This window comes from Flavobacterium sp. (assembly GCF_044376915.1).
Lineage (GTDB): Bacteria > Bacteroidota > Bacteroidia > Flavobacteriales > Flavobacteriaceae > Flavobacterium.
Genome location: NZ_JBILKB010000002.1, coordinates 25,952 through 47,267, shown reverse-complemented (window position 1 = coordinate 47,267; position 21,316 = coordinate 25,952). Strand labels below are relative to the sequence as shown.

Here is a 21,316-nt window from a genome sequence, read left to right as displayed (position 1 = left end):
AGGCGCATCACTCAAGTAGGATGCTAATTCTAATGTCCAATACATCTTTTTATCGATTTAAGTTTATGCAAAAATAAATTTATTACTTAAAAAGTCAAGTTTTTTTTTACTTTTTTTTAAAATATTTAAGAACGTCAATTTCCGAATTAAAATTTCAGTCAAAATAGGCAGAATTTAAGAGTACTTTCTACTTTCTTGGAATCCATTTTACTTCATCGGCATTTAAGTCTAGAGACAACTTTCGTGCCAAGACAAAAAGATAGTCAGAAAGGCGGTTTAAATAAGTAATTACCTTTTCATCTGTCGGCTCCATGTCATTTAAATGAACCGCTAAACGTTCTGCTCTTCTACAAACACAGCGTGCAATATGACAATATGACACCGTTGTATGACCACCGGGCAATACAAAATGTGTCATTGGTGGTAGAGCCTCTTCCATTTGGTCAATCTGATTCTCAAGATATTCAATATCTGAAGCAATAATCCCTAAATTTTGAAGGCGAGATTGTCCGTTTTTTAATTTCTCTTTTTCGGGAGGAGTTGCCAGAATAGCGCCTACAGTAAATAATCGGTCTTGAACTTCTACCAGCACTTCTTTATACGAATGGTTTATATCTTGATCCCGAATTAAGCCAATATGCGAATTCAATTCATCAACTGTGCCATAACTTTCTATTCGAATATGGTGTTTAGACACGCGTGTTCCACCAAAAAGAGCTGTAGTTCCAGAATCTCCTGTTTTAGTATATATTTTCATCCATTTTTATTATTATAGCAGCACCTAATTAATACTACAAAAGTTGTAAACTTAAGTCAATTTTTTATGAAAAAATACTATTTTTATAAACTTTAAATATCGCTAGTATTTATTGTGCAAAAATATGAAAAAAATCAATCTTAATAACCATTGTACAATTAAAGGTATAGCAGCCCCGTCAGGATTGTTATACACGCAAAATGTCTTGTTCATTATATCCGATTCTAGTAGTTTTTTATACCAATACGATCTTGAAAAAGAAATATTACTTAAGTTTCCTTTACTTAAAGATGCTAAAGAAAATACAACTAAAGCAGAAAAGCTCGACTTAGAAAGTATAACACAGCATGGCAACCAACTGCTATTATTAGGATCAGGTTCAACTCCTCAACGCAATACTATGTTTACTTTGCATCTGGAAAACGATACCTTACAATCACAAGATTTAAGTACATTATACCAAAAATTAAGTGACGTAGGATCTTTATCCGATCAGCAATTGAATATAGAAGGAGCCATTTACGCGCACAATACGATGTTACTTTTTCAAAGAGGTAATTCAAAAAATGCAAAAAATGGTATTTTTATAATTCCTAACCAACACGAAGATGCCCTACAGTTTATTCCTGTGGCATTGCCTTCACTAGATGATGTGGAAACCACATTTACCGATGCGATATTAGTTGGAGAAACCATTTATTTTCTAGCGAGTGCCGAAAAAACAGATTCCACTTATGACGACGGAGTGGTTCTGGGCAGCATTTTAGGCATAATGCACGCGCCAACATTTGAAGTCATCGAGGTACACCTCATATCGGAAGACCAGAAATTTGAAGGCATTACGTTGTATAATGAATCGGAAAGCGAAATTGAATTTTTGCTTTGTGAAGACAATGATACCGAAAATATAGAAGCTAAAATTTATAAATTAACTGTACTAAAATAACTGTATTATTTTTCGATTTCCTTTAAAGATTCCATTTTTTTATGCGCTAAGAATCCTTTGATATCTTCAAAATGTTCTTTGACGCGTTTGTGCCCAAATTCGAATACTTTTTGCGCCAATCCGTCTAAGAAATCCCGATCGTGAGAAACCAATAGTAAGGTGCCGTCAAAATCGCGTAAAGCATCTTTTATGATGTCTTTGGTTTTCATATCTAAGTGATTAGTAGGCTCATCCAAAATCAAAACATTCACGGGCTCCAACAATAATTTGATCATAGCCAAACGTGTTTTTTCACCTCCCGAAAGGACTTTTACTTTCTTTTGAATATCATCACCTTTAAACATGAATGCTCCCAATAAATCTTTAATCTTGGTGCGCACATCACCCACTGCAATTTGGTCGATGGTCTCAAAAATAGTCAACTCACCATCCAATAAAGAAGCTTGATTTTGAGCAAAATAGCCAATTTGAGCGTTGTGACCAACCTCTAATTTTCCTTCAAAATCAATTTCACCCATAATGGCTTTAATCATGGTTGATTTACCCTCTCCATTTTTACCCACCAAAGCAACTTTTTGACCTCTCTCGATTACCATATTGGCATTTTTAAAAACCACATGATCACCATATGATTTTGACAAACCTTCAACCACCACAGGATATTGACCCGATCGAGGAGATGGCGGAAATTTTAATTTTAAAGCTGAAGTATCCACTTCATCCACTTCAATGGGAACAATTTTTTCCAACATTTTTACTCGCGATTGTACCGATTCTGTTTTGGAAAATGTCCCTCTAAAACGATCAATAAACGCCTGATTTTCGGCTATAAATTTCTGTTGTTCGTCGTAGGCTTTTTGTTGGTGTATTCTTCGGTCTTTTCGCAACTCTAAATACTCAGAATATACGGCTTTGTAATCATAAATGCGTCCCATGGTAACTTCAATGGTGCGATTGGTGATATTGTCTACAAAAGTTTTATCATGTGAAATTACCATTACTGCTTTTGCCTGGTTGATCAAGAAATCCTCTAACCACTGAATACTCTCGATGTCCATGTGATTGGTAGGCTCATCGAGCAAAATTAAATCAGGTTTTTTCAACAAAATTTTTGCCAATTCGATGCGCATTCTCCAACCTCCAGAAAATTCAGATGTTTGTCGCGTAAAATCTTCGCGTTCAAAACCGAGTCCTTTCAAAACTTTTTCAACCTCGGCTTCATAATTTACTTCTTCAATGGAATAAAATTTCTCCGACAATTCAGAAACACGTTCGATTAATTTCATGTATTCATCACTTTCATAATCGGTACGAATTGTCAATTGTTCGTTGATGACATCAATTTCTTTCTTCATATCTAATACCTCAGCAAAGGCTTTAGAAGTTTCTTCCATCACCGTACAATCGTCTGAAGTAAGCAAATGCTGAGGTAAATAAGCAATAACAGCATCACTTGGCGCCGAAATTACACCGCGAGTCGGTTTGCTTTGACCCGCAACAATTTTCAATAATGTTGATTTTCCAGCCCCATTTTTACCCATTAAGGCAATTTTATCATTTTCATTGATGGCAAAAGTTACTTCGCTAAAAAGCGTTGTTCCGCCAAATTCTACGGCTATGTCGTTAACTGTAATCATTTTTTAAAGTAAAAGGTTAAAAGTAAAAAGTAAAAGGTCTTTCTACTAAAAATTTGAAAGGTGCAAAGATAGATTATAAATCCAGATATGAGAAGTCAACTTAAAGATTTCACAAAACATACTTTAGTTTTGGTTGCAAAGTTTAAAACGTATATTTTTACAATTAAATTTCAAACGCATGAATCTTAAATCCATTCTTTTATTATCAGCAATTACAATTGCTAGTTCTGTTCACGCACAGGATAAAAATAACACGACTATGAATCCATTTTTTGAAGCCTATTCAACTCCTTATCAAGTACCTCCCTTTCACTTGATCAAGAATGAACATTTCAAGCCAGCACTTTTAGAAGGAATCAAACAACAGGAATCTGAAATAAACGCTATACTTTCAAATCCGGAAAAACCAACTTTTGAAAATACGGTTTTAGCCATGGAAAATTCAGGAAAATTACTGGCTAAAGTGAGCACTGTCTTCTACAATTTAAATAGCGCAAATACCAATGAAGACATTCAAGCTATTGCTAAAGAAATAGCGCCAAAATTATCGGCTCATAATGACAATATAAATCTAAATGAAGTCTTGTTTCAAAGAGTAAAAACGGTGTGGGATGAGCAGAAGAATTTAAAATTAACGCAAGAGCAAACAAAAATTTTAGAAAACTTATATAAAAATTTTGTGCGAAGTGGCGCCAACTTGTCTGAAAAATTCAAGACCAGATTGAGAGAAATTAATTCAGAGATGGCCGTTGCAACTTTAAAATATGGTCAAAATATTTTAGCTGAAACGAATGCTTATGAATTAGTAATTTCAAACAAAAATGATTTAGCTGGATTACCAACAGCACTTATTGAGTCCGCAGCAGCTGATGCAAAAGCAAGAGGAAAAGAAGGTAAATGGGTTTTTACATTGTCCAACTCTAGTGTTATGCCCTTTCTGCAATACAGTTCGAATAGAAAATTGCGTCAAGAAATATGGAATGCTTATCAAATGCGTGCCAATAATGGAAATGAAAATGACAACAATGCATTAGCTATAAAAATAGCCAATTTAAGAGGAGAGAAAGCGCGATTACTTGGTTATGCTTCTCATGCCGATTATGTATTAGAAAAATCAATGGCTAAAAATCCAGAAACGGCCACTAAATTATTAAATGATTTATGGACGCCGGCATTGAAAATGGCCACTAAAGAAGCTGCAGATATTGAAGACTTAATGAAAAAGGATGGAATTAATGGTCCCGTTATGCCTTATGATTGGAGATTTTATACCGAAAAGATAAGAAAAGAGCGCTTCAATTTAGACGAGCAAGAAATGAAACCTTATTTTAGTATTGAGAAAACTAGAGAAGGCATATTTACCGTTTGTAAAAAATTATACGGGTTGCAGTTCAAAGCCCTGAATGATGTTCCTAAATACCATAATGATGTCACTGTATGGGAGGTAACCGAAGCCGATGGGACACATATTGGTATTTTGTATATGGATTTTCACCCAAGAGCATCAAAACGAGGAGGAGCTTGGATGACCTCTTACCGCAATCAAAAAATGGAAAACGGAAAAAGAATAACACCTGTAGTTTCTATTGTATGTAATTTCACAAAACCCACAGCGAATGCTCCTGCATTACTTACTTTTGATGAAGTAAGTACCTTCTTTCACGAATTTGGACACGCATTACATGGTTTGTTGTCCAATGTTACCTATGAAAGTTTAGCCGGAACGAGTGTACCAAGAGACTTTGTCGAGTTGCCTTCACAGATTATGGAAAACTGGGCTGCAGAACCCGAAGTTTTAAAAATGTATGCCAAACATTACAATACTGGCACCATTATTCCAGACGATTTAATTGAAAAAATGCAAAAAGCGGGCACTTTTGACCAAGGTTTTATCACAACTGAATATTTAGCTGCTTCCCTTTTAGATATGGCCTACCATACTCAAAAATCAGCTATTCTTTCAAATGCAGAAACTTTTGAAAAAGAAGTTATGGCTAAAATTAATTTACCTTCTACCATCATTCCAAGATACCGTAGCACCTATTTTAACCATATATTTGCCGGTGGTTATTCTGCTGGATATTACAGTTATATTTGGTCTGGTGTATTAGATACTGATGCCTTTGAAGTATTTAAAACATCGGGGTTATTTAATTCAGTAAAAGCACTTTCGTTTCGAAAAAACATATTAGAAAAAGGTGGTACCGAAGACCCAATGGTACTTTATAAATTATTTAGAGGTGCAGCACCTAATGTAACGCCCCTAATCAAGAAAAGAGGTTTAGACCAATTGGATTAAAAAAAAGCTCCTATTTTAGGAGCTTTTTTTTCACTGTATATTTACAAGCTCATTCTAAATTCTTCTAAAACAGGGCTTATTTTTCCATAATACCGTTCGTCAACAAAAAGCTCAACCGCCAAATCGGTATTCCCAAAACCAGCCAAACGAGCCGATTGCAAGTTGTCTTTTTTAACAACTTCAACACCAACTTCTTCAATTTTTAATTTCAATGTGTCGGCTAGAATTTCACTACCCGAAAAAACCTTCATTATTCCCATACTTAATTTATTTAATCTTCCATTTCAAAAAAAAGCGGTTCGATCATAATTCGATCGGCTAATATTTCTACACGCTCTGTAATTTGCGAACAAAAAAACAAGCGTTGAGTTTTTTCGGCACTCATAGAAAGGCGCTGTATAATCGAGTCTTCACGTTTGCGCAACATTTCCTCAACATCATCCACCACAAACATTTTAATTGTATTCATATTGAAACCAGCCGATGAAAACATTTCATTGATGCGTATGGGGGTTCCAATCAAAACGTCCATTCCCAAAGAAATTTGATTTTTGTCGTAATCCATATCTCCTTTTTCATGCACTCCGAAAACACGCAGATTAGTGTAGTGATTCATTTTTTTGAATATTTCCAACGCTTCCAATACTTTTTCCTTGTCTTGAACCAAAACCAAGGCACGCGTACTTTCGCCAACAGGCTTTTCCATGCGCTGAATAACGTTCATCAAAATGGTTGTCGTTTTTCCGCTCTTTTTAGGGGATTGAATGACCGCATCTACGCCGCTTTTTATGGTAGAAAAGGTTTCTTGTTGCATGTCATTGGCCTCAATGAATGCATTTTCAATCAATGCATTTTGAAGGCTTGGATGTATTTTTTTTAATTGCATTTTTTTACAGCTCTAAGCCATAAGCTTTAAGCCACAAGCAACTTAATGCCTATTGCCTAATGCTTAAAGCATTATTTTATTTACTCGCGAATAATTTCACGTCTTGTTCTGAAATCTCTGAACCGCCTAATATTATTAAACGCTCTACAACATTTCGTAACTCCCTAATATTTCCTGTCCAATCGTATTCTTGTAACAATTGAAGGGCCGCTTTTGAAAAGTGCTTTACACCTGTTCCTTGCTCGAGTGAAATTTTGGATGCAAAATGCACGATCAATGCGGGAATATCTTCTCTTCGCTCGTTTAATGACGGTACTTTAATAAGGATCACCGCTAATCGATGGTATAAATCTTCCCGAAATCTTCCGGCTTCAATTTCTTTTTTTAAATCTTTATTTGTGGCTGCTACAACGCGAACATTCACTTTAATATCCTTGTCGGCTCCTACTCGTTGAATGACATTTTCTTGAAGGGCTCGCAATACTTTTGCTTGCGCCGATAAACTCATATCGCCAATCTCATCTAAAAAAATTGTACCCCCATCGGCCGATTCAAATTTTCCAGCTCGGTCTTTAACTGCCGAAGTGAAAGCGCCTTTTACATGACCAAACAATTCGCTTTCTATGAGTTCTGAAGGTATAGCAGCACAATTAACTTCAATTATTGGTGCTGAAGCACGCTCACTTTTCTCATGCAATTGGTGGGCAACTAGTTCTTTACCTGTTCCATTAGGACCTGTGATCAATACTCTTGCGTCGGTTTGAGCCACTTTATCAATCATGGATTTTATATGCTTGATGGCATCACTACCGCCAATCATTTCATAGTTTTTAGAAAATTTCTGTTTCAAGATTTTGTTCTCAACTACTAATTGTTTTCGATCCAAGGCATTGCGCACCGTATTCAATAAGCGATTCAAATCGGGTGGTTTTGAAATGTAATCAAAAGCACCCAATCGCATGGTATTAATGGCGGTTTCTAGGTCTCCATGACCTGAAATCATCACCATTGGAATTTCTGGTTTGATTTTTTTTACGGCTTCTAATACCTCAACACCATCCATTTTTGGCATTTTGATATCACACAAAATTAAATCATAGTCTTCACTTTTGACTTTTTCAATACCTTGTACTCCATCTTCGGCCTCATCTACTTGATACGTAACATTTTCTTCGGAAAGTATTTTTAATAATACTCTTCGAATAGCAGCTTCGTCTTCTATGATTAGGATTTTACTCATTACTAATTGGGGTGATAAAACTAAGGCAAATGTATGACTAATATATTGAACCCTCTAGATACTTTTTAATATTTCAACCATTTATAAAGTTCTTTCCATGTAGGCTTCTTGCCGTACATTAATATCCCTACTCGGTAGATTTTTGCCGCAAACCAGACTACAAAAATAAATGTTCCAAACAATAATAAAATAGAAAGGGTCAATTGCCACCAAGGCACACCAAAAGGAATTCGCATTAACATTACGATAGGCGATGTAAAGGGAATGATGGAGAAAACGGTTGCAACCGTACCATGTGGATCGTTAATTACTGTAAAAAATCCGATATATACCCCTAAAATTAACGGCATAATGATTGGTAATAAAAATTGTTGTGAATCCGTTTCAGAATCTACTGCTGCTCCAATTGCCGCATACAATGAGCTGTATAAAAAATAACCTCCAATAAAATAGATTATAAATGCTATGATTAAGGTGGTTAATGGAAGGTTTGAAATTTCATTAATATACATTTGAAATTTCCCCATCTTATCAACGTTAGCCGTTGCGGCTTCAACCATTTCGGGAGAAACGCTAGTGTTGGCACCCATTTGCATTCCGAAAAATGTAGAGGCCATAAAAAACAACAATGTACCCACGATGGCCCATATGAGAAACTGTAAGATACCTGCTAATGAGTTTCCAATAATTTTCCCCATCATCAATTGATAGGGTTTCACTGATGAAATGATGATTTCGATAATTCTTGATGTCTTTTCTTCAATGACACTTCGCATTACAAAATTACCATAAATCACAATAAACATCATGATTAAATAACCGAAAAGTCCCCCAATAGCCACTTTTATTTCATTCAAGCCTTTCAAACTTTCTTCACCAGAAAATTTTGCCAGTTGTAAGGCAGCATCAGCTTTTGCTGCTTCAATTTTTTGTGCATCAAAACCCAATTCTTTTAAATTATCTTGTGTGATGACCGAATCAATTACTTCTTCAACATCACTGATGAATTCTAAACTCGGACTGTCTTCAGAGATATATACTACTTTCTCTTTTAACTCTTGTACTTTGGCTACTTTAGGAATATAAATTAATCCTTCGAAGCTTGCTAAAGCAGTATCTTTTGCAGTTTGCAAAGGCATCGCTGACAAATCGGTATAGTGCGTGAACTTGTCGCTTTTAAACTCTTTTTTCAACAAACCCGATTGATCATGAAGGGCGATTTGGGTTACCGAATCTTTATTCATCGTAGATAAAAATGCAACGAGAAGTGCCATTCCAACAAATAAGAGCGGACTTAAAAAAGTCATTACAATGAAAGATTTATTGCGTACTTTGGCTATAAACTCTCTTTTTATGATTAAGGATAAAATACTCATAATTAATTACTTACAGTTTGAATAAATATATCGTTAACACTCGGTATTTTTTCAACAAAATGGGTTACTTGCCCAAAAGCAGTCAAAATAGAAAGCAATTCATTTGAGGCATGTGATCCCAATTGCACTTCTAATTTTAAATCATCATTTAACGATTTGAAATGGGTTGTACCAAGCGTAAATTTTTGAGTCAATTGCACCATCAAACCTTCTACATCCTTTGTCAATATGCCCACTTGAAACGTATTGGAACGGAATTGACGCTTTACATCTTCCAATTTGCCTTCAATTAATTTGTTGGATTTATGGATCAACGCAATGTAATCACACATCTCTTCCACCGACTCCATGCGATGGGTAGAGAAAATAATAGATGTCCCTTTTTTATTCAATTCAATGATTTCGTCTTTAATCAAGTTAGCATTCACAGGATCAAAACCCGAAAAAGGCTCGTCGAGTATTAATAATTTAGGTTCGTGCAATATGGTAACAATAAACTGAATTTTTTGTGCCATTCCTTTTGACAATTCTTGGATTTTTTTATCCCACCAACCTTCAATTTGAAATTTTTCAAACCAATATTTTAGCTGTTTTTTTGCTTCCGAAAGAGGCATGCCTTTGAGTTGGGCCAAATACAAACACTGTTCCCCTACTTTCATGGTTTTGTACAAACCGCGTTCTTCGGGCATGTAGCCAATATACTTAACATGTTCGGGTTTTAAGGGCTCACCATCTAACAAAACCGAACCGCTATCGGGCATGGTGATTTGGTTGATGATACGAATTAGGGAAGTTTTCCCTGCGCCATTAGGTCCTAAAAGTCCGTAAATACTTCCGGAAGGAACCTGTAATGAAACGTTATTCAAAGCGGTATAATCGCCATATTGTTTCACTACATTTTGTACTTCTAAAATAGTGCCCATACAATTGTGATTTTTATTCTATAATTAGTAGTAGTAACCCCATTATTGTTACAAAAAAACCCACCCTTTATTACAAATGGATGGGGATTTTTTATAATTTAGAAATGCTCAAGAGTTACCAAAAAGAGCACTGCTTTTTTATCATATTAATTATGAAAACATATCTTTTACTTTTTCAAAAAAAGATTTATCTGATTTTTCTGGTTTAGGAATAAAATTTTCATCGGTTAACATTCTTTCAAAAAATTGTTTTTGTTCGCTATTTAAATTTTTAGGCGTCCAAACATTCACATGAACGAGTAAATCTCCGTTTCCATACGAATTTAAACTTGGAATTCCTTTGCCTTTTAATCGTAAAATTTTACCCGACTGAATCCCTTCTTCTAATTTGATACGTACTTTACCCGAAACGGTTTCAATATCTTTTGAAACCCCAAGAGCTGCTTCGGCAACACTTATGTATAGATCATAATGAAGATTTTCACCTTCGCGTTTTAAAAATTCGTGCTCGATTTCTTCAATGGCTACTATTAAATCCCCAGGAATACTAGTACTACCGGGTGCTTCGTTTCCTTTATTAGCTACCTTCAATTGCATACCATCAACTACTCCCGCTGGAATTTTGATTGAAACCGTATCGTCATCTAACAACATCCCTTGCGCATCGGCTCCGGCTGGTTTTTGATCTAAAATTTGGCCCGAACCACTACAGATGTGACAAGTAGTTGCCGTTTGCATTCTTCCTAAAATGGTATTGGCAATCTTCATTATTTGACCCGAACCGTTACAAGTAGGACACGTACGATACGTTACGCCTTTAGCTTGAACTTTTCGTTTTACTTTCACTTTCTTCTCTACACCGTTGGCGATTTCTTCTAAAGTTAACTTCACTTTGATGCGAAGATTACTTCCTTTTACACGACGTTGACCCCCACCACCGCCAAAACCTGAAAATCCACCGCCGCCAAAAGCACCACCAAAAATATCCCCAAATTGACTGAAGATATCATCCATATTCATGTGATGACCACCACCAAAACCACCACCATCAAAAGCCTGATGCCCATATTGATCGTATTTTGCTTTCTTATTAGGATCGCTCAACACTTCATAAGCTTCTGCGGCTTCTTTAAACTTTTCTTCAGCTTCTTTATTACCTGGATTTTTATCAGGATGAAATTCAATTGCCTTCTTTCTGTAGGCTTTTTTTATTTCATCTGCAGTTGCATTTTTGGAAATGCCTAATATTTCGTAAAAGTCCTTTTTCATTTTAAAATATATAAGATTTAAATCGCTGTAATCGCGTTTTTACTGACCGATTACCACTTTAGGAAAACGGATAATTTTATCTCCTAATTTATATCCTTTTTCAATAACATCTACTATTTTCCCTTTCATCTTATCATTTGGAGCAGGAATTTGAGTTATGGCTTCGGCAAAATCAGCATTAAAAACGTCACCTGTTTTCACTTCTACTTCTTCCAATCCTTTAGACACTAAGATAGATCGCAATTTATCGTGAATCAATTGAACACCTGTCACTAAAGCTTCATCTTCTGATTTGGATACTTGGACCCATGCTCTATCAAAATCATCTAAAACAGGAAGCATGGCTTGCAAAACTTCTTGATTAGCGGTTTTAAATAAATCGATACGCTCTTTGGTTGTTCTTCTTTTGTAATTTTCAAATTCAGCAAAAAGTCGCAAAAATTTATCCTTCTCGTTGCTCAATTCTTCTTGTAGTTGTTCTTCTAGAGATAATTCAGGGGTTGGAATTCCTTGATTTTCTGAAACATTTTCTTCATTAATGTTCTCCTTTTCGATGTTTTCAGTACTTTCCTGACTCATATTTTTAACTATTTTTTTAAACATTTTTACTTTAGTAAATGGAAATGCAAATGTATTGCCAAATGTTTAAAAATGTCAAATTGTCAGTAAAATAAATCAAAAATTTTATTTTAAGAGATCCAAAAGTGCTTTGTCTAGAGATGCATACTTAAACTGGAAATTCTCATCCAATAATTTTCTGCTGCTCACATGTTGGCTTGAAAATAGTATTTCGTGCATTTCTCCCAATATCAATTTCATTACAAACTGAGGAACATTTGGAAGAAATAAAGGTTTTTCGAGTGTTTTTGCAATTGCTTTGGTAAGATCTTCATTGGTAACAGGATAGGGAGAAACACCGTTGTACACTCCTGCCAACTTGTTTTGGATCACAAAATAAAAAACAGCAGCTAGGTCGTGAATGTGTATCCATGACTGGTATTGTTTTCCCGAACCAAAAGCAGCACCAAAACCGAAGCGAATTGGTTTTGCCATTTCTTGCAGCGCACCTCCATTTTTAGCCAATACAATACCTATTCTAATTTTTGTTACGACCAACTCTAGTTTTTCAAACTGACTTACTTCATTTTCCCATCGTTTGACTACATTGCCTAAAAAAGAATCATCTATATCTAAGTCCGTCTCATGATAAATTGAGGTCAGACTATTGGGGTAAATACCGACAGCAGAAGCGGCAACAATTTGTATTACATTGTGCGAAATTTGATGGAGTGTTTTGTACAATAACTGCGTTGAAAGTACGCGACTTTGAATAATTTCTTCTTTATAGCCTGCCGTCCATCTTTGGGCAACACTTGCTCCCGCTAAATGAACAATAGTTACTACACCATCAAATGCTGCAACATCTATTTCGGCTGTTTTTGGATTCCAATAATAACCTTTGTAATGTGGCGTAGTAACTAACTTAGTTCTCGAAGTTGACAAATAATGGACCGTGTGTCCATTTTGCAACAACAACCCTACTAATTCTTGTCCTACTAAACCCGTCGCACCTGTAACTAAAATAGTCATCTTATTTCCTTTTTCTCAAAGTTACAATCAATTGATAAGGTATGAAAGAAATTAACGAATGTTTAGGAATAGTTTCATGTTTATTTTTAGGATCTTACCTTCAATGTCCATTCAAATTGCATTTCAGAAACTTGTTCGCCATTTGCATTTTTCCCAATAGATGTTAACCAAATGGTTTTTCCTTCCTTGGAAGCTATGGCTTCATTTATAGCAGCTTTAATGGCATCACCTTGTGAGCATACAAACGTAATTCTCCCAGTAGCTTTCTTGGTAAATACACTTTTATTTTGCGCCACCAACATGGAAACATTCTTTCCACTCGCTTTGATGTGGAGCATGACTAATACACCCGTTGTCATTTCGGCCGCCATAGCTTGCACCGCAAAATACATGGATTGAAACGGATTTTGATTGAACCAACGGTGTTTGACCGTTACCTCACAAGATGTATTCGAAATCGATCGAACACGAACGCCCGACCAAAAAGCTGCCGGTAATTTAAAAAAAGAAAAAAGATTCAGTTTTGCAGGTGTAAACTCCATGAATAGTATAATTTATGGGTAAAGATACAAAATAGTACGACTGGACTCAAATAGTGTTAAATGTTAATTTTATGTTAAATATTAGTACTATGCGTAACACAATACCTTTCATTAGACTTATCTTTGTATAAGAAATTAATAGGTTATGTATTTTTGTTAAAAAAAACTGCATCAATATTGAATCCTTACTAATAAACAAATAAAGTATGAATATTGAAAACACAAAAGCGCAAATGCGTAAAGGCGTTTTAGAATTTTGCATCTTATCGGTACTAAAAGAAAAAGATGCCTACACTTCTGAAATTCTGGATACGCTAAAAAACGCAAAATTACTGGTCGTTGAAGGAACGGTGTATCCTTTATTAACACGACTTAAAAACGATGGTTTGTTAACGTATCGATGGGAGGAATCTTCATCGGGTCCGCCCAGAAAGTATTACGGATTAACCGATGAAGGAAAAGAATTTTTACAAGAATTAAACGGCACATGGAAAGAACTAGCCGATGCCGTAAACATAATAACCAATCAAAACTAAGCGACATGAACAAAACAATAAGTATAAATTTAGGTGGAATGTTCTTCCATATTGATGAAGATGCCTATCAAAAATTATCGCGTTATTTTGATGCGGTAAAACGTTCTCTCTCAATGGAAGGTAGAGAAGAAATTATGAAAGACATTGAAAGTCGGATTGCCGAATTATTTCAAGAACGCATCCAGAACGACAAACAAGTCATTGGCTTAGTAGAAATTGATGCGGTAATTAGCATCATGGGACAACCCGAAGACTATAAAATTGACCAAGAAACGGCACAACCTATTGATTATAGCATACCTTCAAAAGCTAAAAAATTATACCGAGATAAGGAAAACAGTATCATTGGAGGAGTGGCCTCAGGATTTGGACATTATTTCACAATCGACCCCGTTTGGATTCGCTTACTTTTTGTAATTATTGTTGTTGCAGGCTTTGGAAGTCCTATTTTGATTTATTTAGTCTTGATCATCATCATTCCGGAAGCCATAACCACATCTCAAAAACTAGAAATGAAGGGCGAACCCATTACAATTTCCAATATTGAACGAAAAGTAAAAGAAGGAATTGATGAAATTGCAGATAAATTTGACAAGCTAAATTCCAAAAATTTTGCCGAAAATACCCGTCAAGGAATTCACAAAACGAGTTCTTCTGTGGGCAAATTATTTACAAGGTTATTTCATGTTTTCACTAAATTTATTGGAGGAATAATAGTGTTATTTAGTTCCATTGCTTTGGTTGCATTTTGTGTAGCCAGTGTATTCATGATTTTTTCTGCGAACATGCCTGATAATTTTATATTAAACCATGTAAAAACACCAATTGGCCTAGAAACACCCATCTGGATTCAAGGTATAATATTTCTGTTTGTGTTTGGAATTCCGTTCTTTTTCATCCTTCTTTTGGGCTTAAAATTATTGGTAAATCACATGAAATCGATTGGTGCCATTGCCAAATACCCCTTACTTGCTACATGGATTATTGCATTTGGAATAGCCATCTCTTTAGGCATCAACGAAGCCGCTCAATTGGCCTTTGAAGGAAAATCTGTACAAAAACAAGACATACTTTTAAATCCAAGCGATACATTATTGATTAAGTTCAAAAACAATGATTTCTATTCGAAAAACGTTTTCCATGAAACGGATTTTAGAATCACCCAAAATGAAAAAAATGAAGAAATCATCTATTCAAACGACATTTCTATTGAAATTATAGAAACAGAATCGAGCATTGCGTATTTACAAGTAGAAAAATTAGCCAAGGGCAAATCTGCAGATGACGCAAGAAAAAGAGCTGAAAAAATTAAATACAATTTTAAAATTGATGGCAATGTATTGCAACTAGACAACTATCTTATTGCGGATGTTAAAGATCAATATCGAGGACAAGAAATAGCGATATATTTATATTTACCTAAAGGAACCCACTTTAAAACCGATAAAAACTTTTACACTTATGACACTTCAAATGATGATTTTTTTAATCTTCATTACAGTTCTTCAGATTATATTTATAGAGTCGATTCCGAAAAGGTTAAATGTTTGAACTGCCCAATTTCTGAAAACGAACACCTCGATGTGGAGTCTAATGAAATAGAAAATGATTCCACTGCAACCATTATATATAATGAAAATGGTGTTTTAGTAAAGAAAAAAATCAATGAAACAATAGCCATTGAAGAAACACAAAAGAAAACAGAAACCAAATCAAAAAAATAATATGAAAACCACAATTAAACTACTCGTACTGCTGGTAAGCATTTCACTACTGTCATGCAGTGACCGATTTACAGGAATTAAAGGCAGTGGAAACATAACCAAAGAAAAAAGAAACATAGAAGAATCTTTTACCGCAATTGTTTCAGGTTCTGGAGTCAGTGTAATTGTTGCACAAGAATCAACCGCATCTGTTGAAGTCGAAACTGATAACAACATACAACAGTACGTTACAACAAAAGTAAAAAATGGTACCTTGTATATTGAAGTGGAAGGCAGCATCAACACTGATTCTCCAATTAATGTCAATATAAAAATGCCATCAATTAGTAGCCTCGAAGCCTCTAGTGGATCCACAATACATTCGAAGAACACATTAAAAGGAGCATCACTTTCCTTGAATACAAGTAGTGGTGGCGAAATGGAAGCCGTCATAGAATATGAAAAAGTAAATTGTGATGCATCAAGTGGCAGCCGTTTAACTGTCTCTGGTAAAGCACTTTTTCTAGAGACTTCTTCTTCCAGCGGAAGCGACATCGATGCCAAACAATTAGCTGCTAATGAAATAGTTGCCGATGCTTCTAGTGGGAGTTTTACAAAAGTTAAACCCATTATTAAATTAAAAGGTACGGCTTCAAGTGGAAGTTCAATTTCCTATTATCAAGTTCCAAAAACGCTTATAAAAACAGAAAGCTCGGGCGGCAGCATTTCTGAGAACTAACTCAGTAACTGCTTCATTAACAAGTTAATTTAACAAATAATTAGTATATAATTAACAACCCAAAGGACAAAAAAAATTAATTTTACAATCTCAAATCAGATAAAAAACTAAATTCAACCCTATGATAAAACTAGTTATTCAAATTATCGAATTTGTATTTGCCTTTATTACCCAATTGATAGAATCTATCTTTTAAATACAAAATAAAAACATCGGTATATTTACCGATGTTTTTATTTATATTTGCTCTATTAATATTCACAAAAAATGTCAAAAAAAATCGCTTTATTAGTAGTTGCTTTAATTGTAACTTCCTTTTCTTTTGGACAAAAAAAGGAAAAAATTAAAGGTTCTAAAATCGTAACCGTAGCCATCAAAGAAATTTCCAACTTTGAAACCATCGAAGTAGGAGATAATTTTGAAATTTTTTTAGTCAAAGGAGACAAAACTTCCATTGAAATTGAGGCCGATGATAATTTACACGAAATAATCAATTATGAAGTTTCTGGAAATGCACTAAAAATTAATGCATTAAAAGAACCGACAGCTTTTAAAAAATTTGCTATTCGAATCAATTATTCAAATGATTTACAACTTATTACGGCTCGAAACGATGCAGAAATAAAAGCACTTGCGGCTATTGAGCTTGATAAAATTACCATTAAAAACTATCACAACTCAAAATCATTCTTAAATATAAAATCAAATTATTTTGCCTTGATGCTAGACGATAAGGCGGAAGCAGAGATTAATGTAAATGCTGAAAGTACGAATTTAGAACTCAGTAAAAATAGTCGTTTAAAAGGTTTGATTACTTCACTAGAATGTAAGATAGATATGTATCAAAAAAGTATAGCAACTATTGAAGGAAGTACAACAAATGCTAAAATGAGATTGGACAATTCGAGTCAATTGACGGCTCCTAAATTTGTGATAGGTACAGTAGAATTGGAAACAGATGGTACTGCAAAATGTGAAATCAATAGTAGTATTGCTATCTCAATCGCTGCAGCAGGAAAATCCTTTGTTGAGCTCTGGGGAGAACAAAAAATTACGATTAAAAAACTCGCAAACAACGCAACGCTCCATAAAAAAGAAAAATAAATCCATAAAAAAATCCGACAATTGTCGGATTTTTTTATGGATTTATAAACTTATTCTTTAGAGGCAATATAACGCTCTGCATCTAATGCAGCCATACATCCTGTTCCAGCTGCAGTAATCGCTTGACGGTATACATGGTCTGCCGCATCACCGGCAACAAATATACCTGGAACATTGGTTTTCGAACTACCTGGAACATTAACAATGTAACCCGTCTCATCCAATGTTATAAATTCGGCAAAAATATCAGTATTAGGTTTATGTCCAATAGCTACGAAGAAACCAGTAGCCGCAATTTCAGTCAAAGCACCTGTTGTTCTGTTTTTGGCACGAACTCCTGTTACCACTTGTCCATCCCCCAATACTTCATCGGTTTCAGTATTCATTAATATTTCAATATTTTCCGTTTTTTGAACACGTTCAGCCATAATTTTAGATGCTCTAAATTTATCACTACGCACTAACATCGTAACTTTTTTACATAATTTAGAAAGATAATGCGCTTCTTCACAAGCACTATCTCCTGCCCCTACGATAACAACTTCTTGATTTCTGTAGAAAAATCCATCACAAACCGCACAAGCGGAAACCCCACCACCTAATTTTAAGTAATGTTGTTCTGATTCTAATCCTAAGTATTTAGCCGATGCTCCAGTAGAAATAATAATGGTTTCGGCATGAATTTCTTTGGTATCATTAACCCAAATTTTGTGAGTAGGGCCAGAAAAATCAACTTTGGTTACCCATCCGTCACGAACATCCGAACCAAATCGTTGCGCTTGCACTTGTAATTGCACCATCATTTCAGGCCCAGTAACACCTTCCGGATAACCTGGAAAATTTTCAACTTCATTTGTGGTAGTCAATTGTCCACCAGGTTGCGAACCTTGATATAATACAGGATTCATATTTGCTCTTGCCGCGTATATAGCAGCTGTATATCCTGCTGGACCCGAGCCTATAATTAAACATTTTACTTTTTCAATTGTATCTGACATAATAGTATTCTTTAAAGAGTAGCAAATGTAAGTTTTTAATTAAAATTATTTCTTAAAATCAGGTTAGATTTTTTAATAACTTATTCATTTTTGACCAAAAAAAAACCTTCCTGAACACAAGAAGGTTTTTTGTCGGGGTGGCAGGATTCGAACCTGCGGCCTCCTGCTCCCAAAGCAGGCGCGATAACCGGGCTACGCTACACCCCGTAAATGAGGATGCAAATATACTATTTAAATCCATTATCCCAAATATTTAAATAGGTTTTTAAAATAATTATATTTTATTTTGATTCATGCTAAAATTATCTCGATTTAATGCATCTCAATTCTTTTAAAACCATACTTAATTAGCACAATTTGGTAAAACTTTCTTATCAAAACAAAAAACACATAGAATATTATTTCTATTTTTGCTAAAACAATCAATACGATATCATTTATGCTTATTATCGGAATTGCCGGAGGAACAGGTAGTGGAAAAACCACAGTAGTACATCAAATTATGAATCAATTACCCGAAACAGAAGTGGGAATTATTTCACAAGATTCGTACTATAAAGAAACACATCACTTATCGTATGAGGAACGTACAAAAATTAATTTTGATCATCCACGAGCCATTGATTTTGAATTACTAGTCAATCATTTGAAAGATTTAAAAGCAGGTAAAACCATAGACCAACCGGTTTATTCCTTTGTAACACATGACAGAACTGAAGATAAAGTAGTTACACACCCGCGAAAAGTTATGATTGTAGAAGGGATTTTGATATTAACCAACCCTGAATTGAGAGAATTGTTTGATATCAAAATATATGTTCATGCTGATTCCGACGAACGCCTAATTCGTCGTTTAAAACGTGATATTGCCGAACGAGGTCGCGATATGGAAGAAGTATTGAATCGTTACCAAACGACACTAAAACCGATGCACGAACAATTTATTGAGCCTACAAAAGCGTTTGCCGACATTATCATACCAAACGACAAATACAATACTGTAGCAATAGATGTAGTTCGCGCCGTAATTAACCAAAGACTGGTATAATGAACAAATTGAAGAATCTTATTGTCAAATATCCGTTTCTAAAAATGATCGCTAACCGCTACATTTTAGTACTCATTTTCTTTGTGATTTGGATGTTGTTTTTGGATAATTATTCCTATTTAGAACATCGTGTCTTGAATCAAGAGATTGATGAAATAGAAGACAATATTGACTATTATAAAGCTGAAATAAAAAAAGACAGCGCCAGCATTAAGCATTTAAAAAATGATGATAGAGTCGAAAAATTTGCACGTGAAAAATATTACATGAAACGCGAAAATGAAGACATTTATATCATTGAATATGAAGACAATAAAAAATCAGATAAAGCCAACAGTATTAATTAAAGAACGCAATCGTGTCTACTACTAATTTATTTACCGAATTTGATCCAATTTCTACAAAACAATGGAAACAACAAATTCAATTTGAACTCAAAGGCGCCGATTACAATGAAACGCTAGTTTGGGAAAGTCCAGAAGGAATCAAAGTAAAACCGTTTTATCATTACGATGAAACCTCCTCAAAAATTGAGGCTGATGCACCCGATAAGCCTTTTTCCATCATTCAAAATATATTTGTCCACGATATTCAAAAATCAAATGCACGAGCACTCGACACCTTAAAAAGAGGCGCAGAAAGTATCCGATTCACCTTGGAAAATGATCTAATTTCAATTGAAGAACTCATGCGGGGACTTCCATTGGAAAACACAACATATTATTTTCATTTGCCTTTTCTCTCTATCGATTTCGTGAACAAAATCAATACATTTACTTCGAACTCTCAAGCAGGTGTTTCCATCCTTATTGACCCCATTGGGCAATTGGAAAAAGATGGAAATTGGTTTGAGAATCTTGATAAAGATGTTGAAAAATTACAGACAATTGCTTCCAATACTAAGAATCCTTTCTTAGTTATTTCAAGTGGAATATATCAAAATGCAGGCGCTAACATCGTACAACAATTGGCGTATACCTTAGCGCATGCCAACGAATATTTCAATAGAATTTCAGCCATTAACCACCCCATTACGATTGAAGTTGCTGTAGGAACGAATTACTTTTTTGAAATCGCTAAATTGAGAGCGCTACGAATTTTATTCAACACGTTAGCATCAGAATACAGTCATAATTTTGATTGCCATATCATCGCTACACCAACAAAACGTAACAAAACATTATACGATTACAACGTTAACATGTTGCGCACGACTACTGAATGCATGTCGGCCATACTAGGAGGTGCAGATGCGGTTGCCAATTTACCTTATGACGCCTTATACCACAAAGACAACGAGTTTGGTGATCGTATTGCTCGGAACCAATTGTTAATATTAAAAAATGAAAGTTATTTCGACAAAGTAACTAATCCAGCTGATGGAGCGTACTACATTGAAACCGTAACGGAGCAATTGGCTGAAAAAGCTTTAGAATTATTCAAAGACATAGAAAAAAATGGCGGATTGATTTCGCAATTAATTGAAGGAACGATTCAGCGAAAAATAAACGAAAATGCTCAAAAAGAACAAGAATTATTCGATTCAGGCCATGAAGTTTTATTAGGAACGAATAAGTATCCCAACAAAAACGATCACATGAAACACGATTTGGAATTGTTTCCTTTCGTAAAGCAAAACGCCAGAAAAACATTAATCACTCCAATTATCGAAAAACGCTTGGCTGAAAAAGTAGAACAAGAACGATTATCTCAAGAGCAATAA

Annotated in this window: 21 protein-coding genes and 1 tRNA gene; 9 read left to right on the top strand and 13 right to left on the bottom strand. The window is 34.9% G+C overall.

Going from position 1 to position 21,316, the window contains the following annotated elements; translation table 11 throughout:
• Positions 1–187 precede the first annotated feature (187 nt).
• Positions 188–757 (bottom strand): cob(I)yrinic acid a,c-diamide adenosyltransferase, encoded by a 570-nt coding sequence (locus tag ACIQ6Z_RS00445; protein WP_396208977.1) that lies wholly within the window; start codon positions 755–757, stop codon positions 188–190.
• Positions 758–881: 124 nt separating this feature from the next.
• On the opposite strand from ACIQ6Z_RS00445, the gene ACIQ6Z_RS00440 reads away from it, so the two are divergent.
• The gene (locus tag ACIQ6Z_RS00440; protein ID WP_396208976.1) at positions 882–1,703 is read left to right on the top strand and encodes a DUF6929 family protein; all 822 of its coding nucleotides are present in this window, start codon (positions 882–884) and stop codon (positions 1,701–1,703) included.
• A gap of 5 nt (positions 1,704–1,708) precedes the next feature.
• On the opposite strand, the gene ACIQ6Z_RS00435 is transcribed toward ACIQ6Z_RS00440, so the two are convergent.
• A complete protein-coding gene (locus ACIQ6Z_RS00435) occupies positions 1,709–3,340 on the bottom strand; it encodes an ABC-F family ATP-binding cassette domain-containing protein (RefSeq protein ID WP_396208975.1) in 1,632 nt (543 codons plus the stop codon).
• Positions 3,341–3,518: 178 nt separating this feature from the next.
• Between ACIQ6Z_RS00435 and ACIQ6Z_RS00430 the strand changes: the two genes are divergently transcribed.
• Positions 3,519–5,639 carry a M3 family metallopeptidase gene (locus ACIQ6Z_RS00430; protein ID WP_396208974.1) on the top strand — a complete coding sequence of 707 codons (2,121 nt, stop codon included), beginning with the start codon at positions 3,519–3,521 and terminating at the stop codon, positions 5,637–5,639.
• A gap of 41 nt (positions 5,640–5,680) precedes the next feature.
• Here ACIQ6Z_RS00430 and ACIQ6Z_RS00425 read toward each other — a convergent pair whose 3' ends face one another.
• The 9 genes from ACIQ6Z_RS00425 to ACIQ6Z_RS00385 all read right to left on the bottom strand — a co-directional run bounded on the left by ACIQ6Z_RS00425 (position 5,681) and on the right by ACIQ6Z_RS00385 (position 13,465).
• Positions 5,681–5,899 carry a DUF2007 domain-containing protein gene (locus ACIQ6Z_RS00425; RefSeq protein WP_396208973.1) on the bottom strand — a complete coding sequence of 73 codons (219 nt, stop codon included), beginning with the start codon at positions 5,897–5,899 and terminating at the stop codon, positions 5,681–5,683.
• 11 nt (positions 5,900–5,910) lie between these two features.
• A complete protein-coding gene (locus tag ACIQ6Z_RS00420; RefSeq protein WP_396208972.1) occupies positions 5,911–6,525 on the bottom strand; it encodes a DEAD/DEAH box helicase in 615 nt (204 codons plus the stop codon).
• Between the two features lie 76 nt (positions 6,526–6,601).
• Positions 6,602–7,765 (bottom strand): sigma-54-dependent transcriptional regulator, encoded by a 1,164-nt coding sequence (locus tag ACIQ6Z_RS00415; RefSeq protein ID WP_396208971.1) that lies wholly within the window; start codon positions 7,763–7,765, stop codon positions 6,602–6,604.
• Positions 7,766–7,830: 65 nt separating this feature from the next.
• Complete coding sequence (locus ACIQ6Z_RS00410; RefSeq protein ID WP_396208970.1) at positions 7,831–9,141, bottom strand: ABC transporter permease; 1,311 nt, start codon at positions 9,139–9,141, stop codon at positions 7,831–7,833.
• Between the two features lie 2 nt (positions 9,142–9,143).
• On the bottom strand, positions 9,144–10,064 hold the full coding sequence (locus ACIQ6Z_RS00405) for an ABC transporter ATP-binding protein (RefSeq protein ID WP_396208969.1): 921 nt from the start codon (positions 10,062–10,064) through the stop codon (positions 9,144–9,146).
• A gap of 150 nt (positions 10,065–10,214) precedes the next feature.
• Entirely contained in the window at positions 10,215–11,333 is a 1,119-nt protein-coding gene (dnaJ, locus tag ACIQ6Z_RS00400; protein WP_396208968.1) for a molecular chaperone DnaJ, read from the bottom strand.
• 39 nt (positions 11,334–11,372) lie between these two features.
• Complete coding sequence (locus ACIQ6Z_RS00395; protein WP_396208967.1) at positions 11,373–11,936, bottom strand: nucleotide exchange factor GrpE; 564 nt, start codon at positions 11,934–11,936, stop codon at positions 11,373–11,375.
• Between the two features lie 81 nt (positions 11,937–12,017).
• On the bottom strand, positions 12,018–12,923 hold the full coding sequence (locus ACIQ6Z_RS00390) for a TIGR01777 family oxidoreductase (RefSeq protein WP_396208966.1): 906 nt from the start codon (positions 12,921–12,923) through the stop codon (positions 12,018–12,020).
• 86 nt (positions 12,924–13,009) lie between these two features.
• Positions 13,010–13,465: a DUF4442 domain-containing protein gene (locus ACIQ6Z_RS00385; protein WP_396208965.1), complete on the bottom strand. Its 456-nt coding sequence runs from the start codon at positions 13,463–13,465 to the stop codon at positions 13,010–13,012.
• A 206-nt stretch (positions 13,466–13,671) separates the two neighbouring features.
• Here ACIQ6Z_RS00385 and ACIQ6Z_RS00380 point away from each other — a divergent pair, with 206 nt between their 5' ends.
• The 4 genes from ACIQ6Z_RS00380 to ACIQ6Z_RS00365 all read left to right on the top strand — a co-directional run bounded on the left by ACIQ6Z_RS00380 (position 13,672) and on the right by ACIQ6Z_RS00365 (position 17,547).
• On the top strand, positions 13,672–14,001 hold the full coding sequence (locus ACIQ6Z_RS00380; RefSeq protein WP_396196797.1) for a PadR family transcriptional regulator: 330 nt from the start codon (positions 13,672–13,674) through the stop codon (positions 13,999–14,001).
• A 5-nt stretch (positions 14,002–14,006) separates the two neighbouring features.
• Positions 14,007–15,725 carry a PspC domain-containing protein gene (locus tag ACIQ6Z_RS00375; protein WP_396208964.1) on the top strand — a complete coding sequence of 573 codons (1,719 nt, stop codon included), beginning with the start codon at positions 14,007–14,009 and terminating at the stop codon, positions 15,723–15,725.
• 1 nt (position 15,726) lies between these two features.
• A complete protein-coding gene (locus ACIQ6Z_RS00370) occupies positions 15,727–16,443 on the top strand; it encodes a head GIN domain-containing protein (RefSeq protein WP_396208963.1) in 717 nt (238 codons plus the stop codon).
• Between the two features lie 267 nt (positions 16,444–16,710).
• Positions 16,711–17,547 (top strand): GIN domain-containing protein, encoded by an 837-nt coding sequence (locus ACIQ6Z_RS00365; RefSeq protein WP_396208962.1) that lies wholly within the window; start codon positions 16,711–16,713, stop codon positions 17,545–17,547.
• A 50-nt stretch (positions 17,548–17,597) separates the two neighbouring features.
• Here the strand turns inward: ACIQ6Z_RS00365 and trxB are convergent, their stop codons facing one another.
• A complete protein-coding gene (gene trxB, locus ACIQ6Z_RS00360) occupies positions 17,598–18,545 on the bottom strand; it encodes a thioredoxin-disulfide reductase (RefSeq protein ID WP_396208961.1) in 948 nt (315 codons plus the stop codon).
• A 132-nt stretch (positions 18,546–18,677) separates the two neighbouring features.
• A tRNA-Pro gene (locus tag ACIQ6Z_RS00355) sits at positions 18,678–18,752 on the bottom strand.
• Positions 18,753–18,984: 232 nt separating this feature from the next.
• Here ACIQ6Z_RS00355 and udk point away from each other — a divergent pair.
• Genes udk through ACIQ6Z_RS00340 form a run of 3 tightly spaced genes read left to right on the top strand, consistent with a single transcriptional unit; the run spans position 18,985 to position 21,316 of the window.
• Positions 18,985–19,593: a uridine kinase gene (gene udk, locus ACIQ6Z_RS00350; protein WP_396208960.1), complete on the top strand. Its 609-nt coding sequence runs from the start codon at positions 18,985–18,987 to the stop codon at positions 19,591–19,593.
• Positions 19,593–19,940, top strand: a complete 348-nt coding sequence (locus tag ACIQ6Z_RS00345; RefSeq protein ID WP_396208959.1) for a septum formation initiator family protein — start codon at positions 19,593–19,595, stop codon at positions 19,938–19,940. Before udk ends, ACIQ6Z_RS00345 begins: the two co-directional genes overlap by 1 nt.
• 11 nt (positions 19,941–19,951) lie before the next feature.
• Positions 19,952–21,316: a methylmalonyl-CoA mutase subunit beta gene (locus ACIQ6Z_RS00340; RefSeq protein ID WP_396208958.1), complete on the top strand. Its 1,365-nt coding sequence runs from the start codon at positions 19,952–19,954 to the stop codon at positions 21,314–21,316.

Excerpts from the sequence above, each read along its gene's own strand:
- ACIQ6Z_RS00445 (WP_396208977.1), bottom strand. The coding sequence starts at position 757 with ATGAAAATATATACTAAAACAGGAGATTCTGGAACTACAGCTCTTTTT.
- ACIQ6Z_RS00440 (WP_396208976.1), top strand. The coding sequence starts at position 882 with ATGAAAAAAATCAATCTTAATAACCATTGTACAATTAAAGGTATAGCA.
- ACIQ6Z_RS00435 (WP_396208975.1), bottom strand. The coding sequence starts at position 3,340 with ATGATTACAGTTAACGACATAGCCGTAGAATTTGGCGGAACAACGCTT.
- ACIQ6Z_RS00430 (WP_396208974.1), top strand. The coding sequence starts at position 3,519 with ATGAATCTTAAATCCATTCTTTTATTATCAGCAATTACAATTGCTAGT.
- ACIQ6Z_RS00425 (WP_396208973.1), bottom strand. The coding sequence starts at position 5,899 with ATGGGAATAATGAAGGTTTTTTCGGGTAGTGAAATTCTAGCCGACACA.
- ACIQ6Z_RS00420 (WP_396208972.1), bottom strand. The coding sequence starts at position 6,525 with ATGCAATTAAAAAAAATACATCCAAGCCTTCAAAATGCATTGATTGAA.
- ACIQ6Z_RS00415 (WP_396208971.1), bottom strand. The coding sequence starts at position 7,765 with ATGAGTAAAATCCTAATCATAGAAGACGAAGCTGCTATTCGAAGAGTA.
- ACIQ6Z_RS00410 (WP_396208970.1), bottom strand. The coding sequence starts at position 9,141 with ATGAGTATTTTATCCTTAATCATAAAAAGAGAGTTTATAGCCAAAGTA.
- ACIQ6Z_RS00405 (WP_396208969.1), bottom strand. The coding sequence starts at position 10,064 with ATGGGCACTATTTTAGAAGTACAAAATGTAGTGAAACAATATGGCGAT.
- dnaJ (WP_396208968.1), bottom strand. The coding sequence starts at position 11,333 with ATGAAAAAGGACTTTTACGAAATATTAGGCATTTCCAAAAATGCAACT.
- ACIQ6Z_RS00395 (WP_396208967.1), bottom strand. The coding sequence starts at position 11,936 with ATGTTTAAAAAAATAGTTAAAAATATGAGTCAGGAAAGTACTGAAAAC.
- ACIQ6Z_RS00390 (WP_396208966.1), bottom strand. The coding sequence starts at position 12,923 with ATGACTATTTTAGTTACAGGTGCGACGGGTTTAGTAGGACAAGAATTA.
- ACIQ6Z_RS00385 (WP_396208965.1), bottom strand. The coding sequence starts at position 13,465 with ATGGAGTTTACACCTGCAAAACTGAATCTTTTTTCTTTTTTTAAATTA.
- ACIQ6Z_RS00380 (WP_396196797.1), top strand. The coding sequence starts at position 13,672 with ATGAATATTGAAAACACAAAAGCGCAAATGCGTAAAGGCGTTTTAGAA.
- ACIQ6Z_RS00375 (WP_396208964.1), top strand. The coding sequence starts at position 14,007 with ATGAACAAAACAATAAGTATAAATTTAGGTGGAATGTTCTTCCATATT.
- ACIQ6Z_RS00370 (WP_396208963.1), top strand. The coding sequence starts at position 15,727 with ATGAAAACCACAATTAAACTACTCGTACTGCTGGTAAGCATTTCACTA.
- ACIQ6Z_RS00365 (WP_396208962.1), top strand. The coding sequence starts at position 16,711 with ATGTCAAAAAAAATCGCTTTATTAGTAGTTGCTTTAATTGTAACTTCC.
- trxB (WP_396208961.1), bottom strand. The coding sequence starts at position 18,545 with ATGTCAGATACAATTGAAAAAGTAAAATGTTTAATTATAGGCTCGGGT.
- udk (WP_396208960.1), top strand. The coding sequence starts at position 18,985 with ATGCTTATTATCGGAATTGCCGGAGGAACAGGTAGTGGAAAAACCACA.
- ACIQ6Z_RS00345 (WP_396208959.1), top strand. The coding sequence starts at position 19,593 with ATGAACAAATTGAAGAATCTTATTGTCAAATATCCGTTTCTAAAAATG.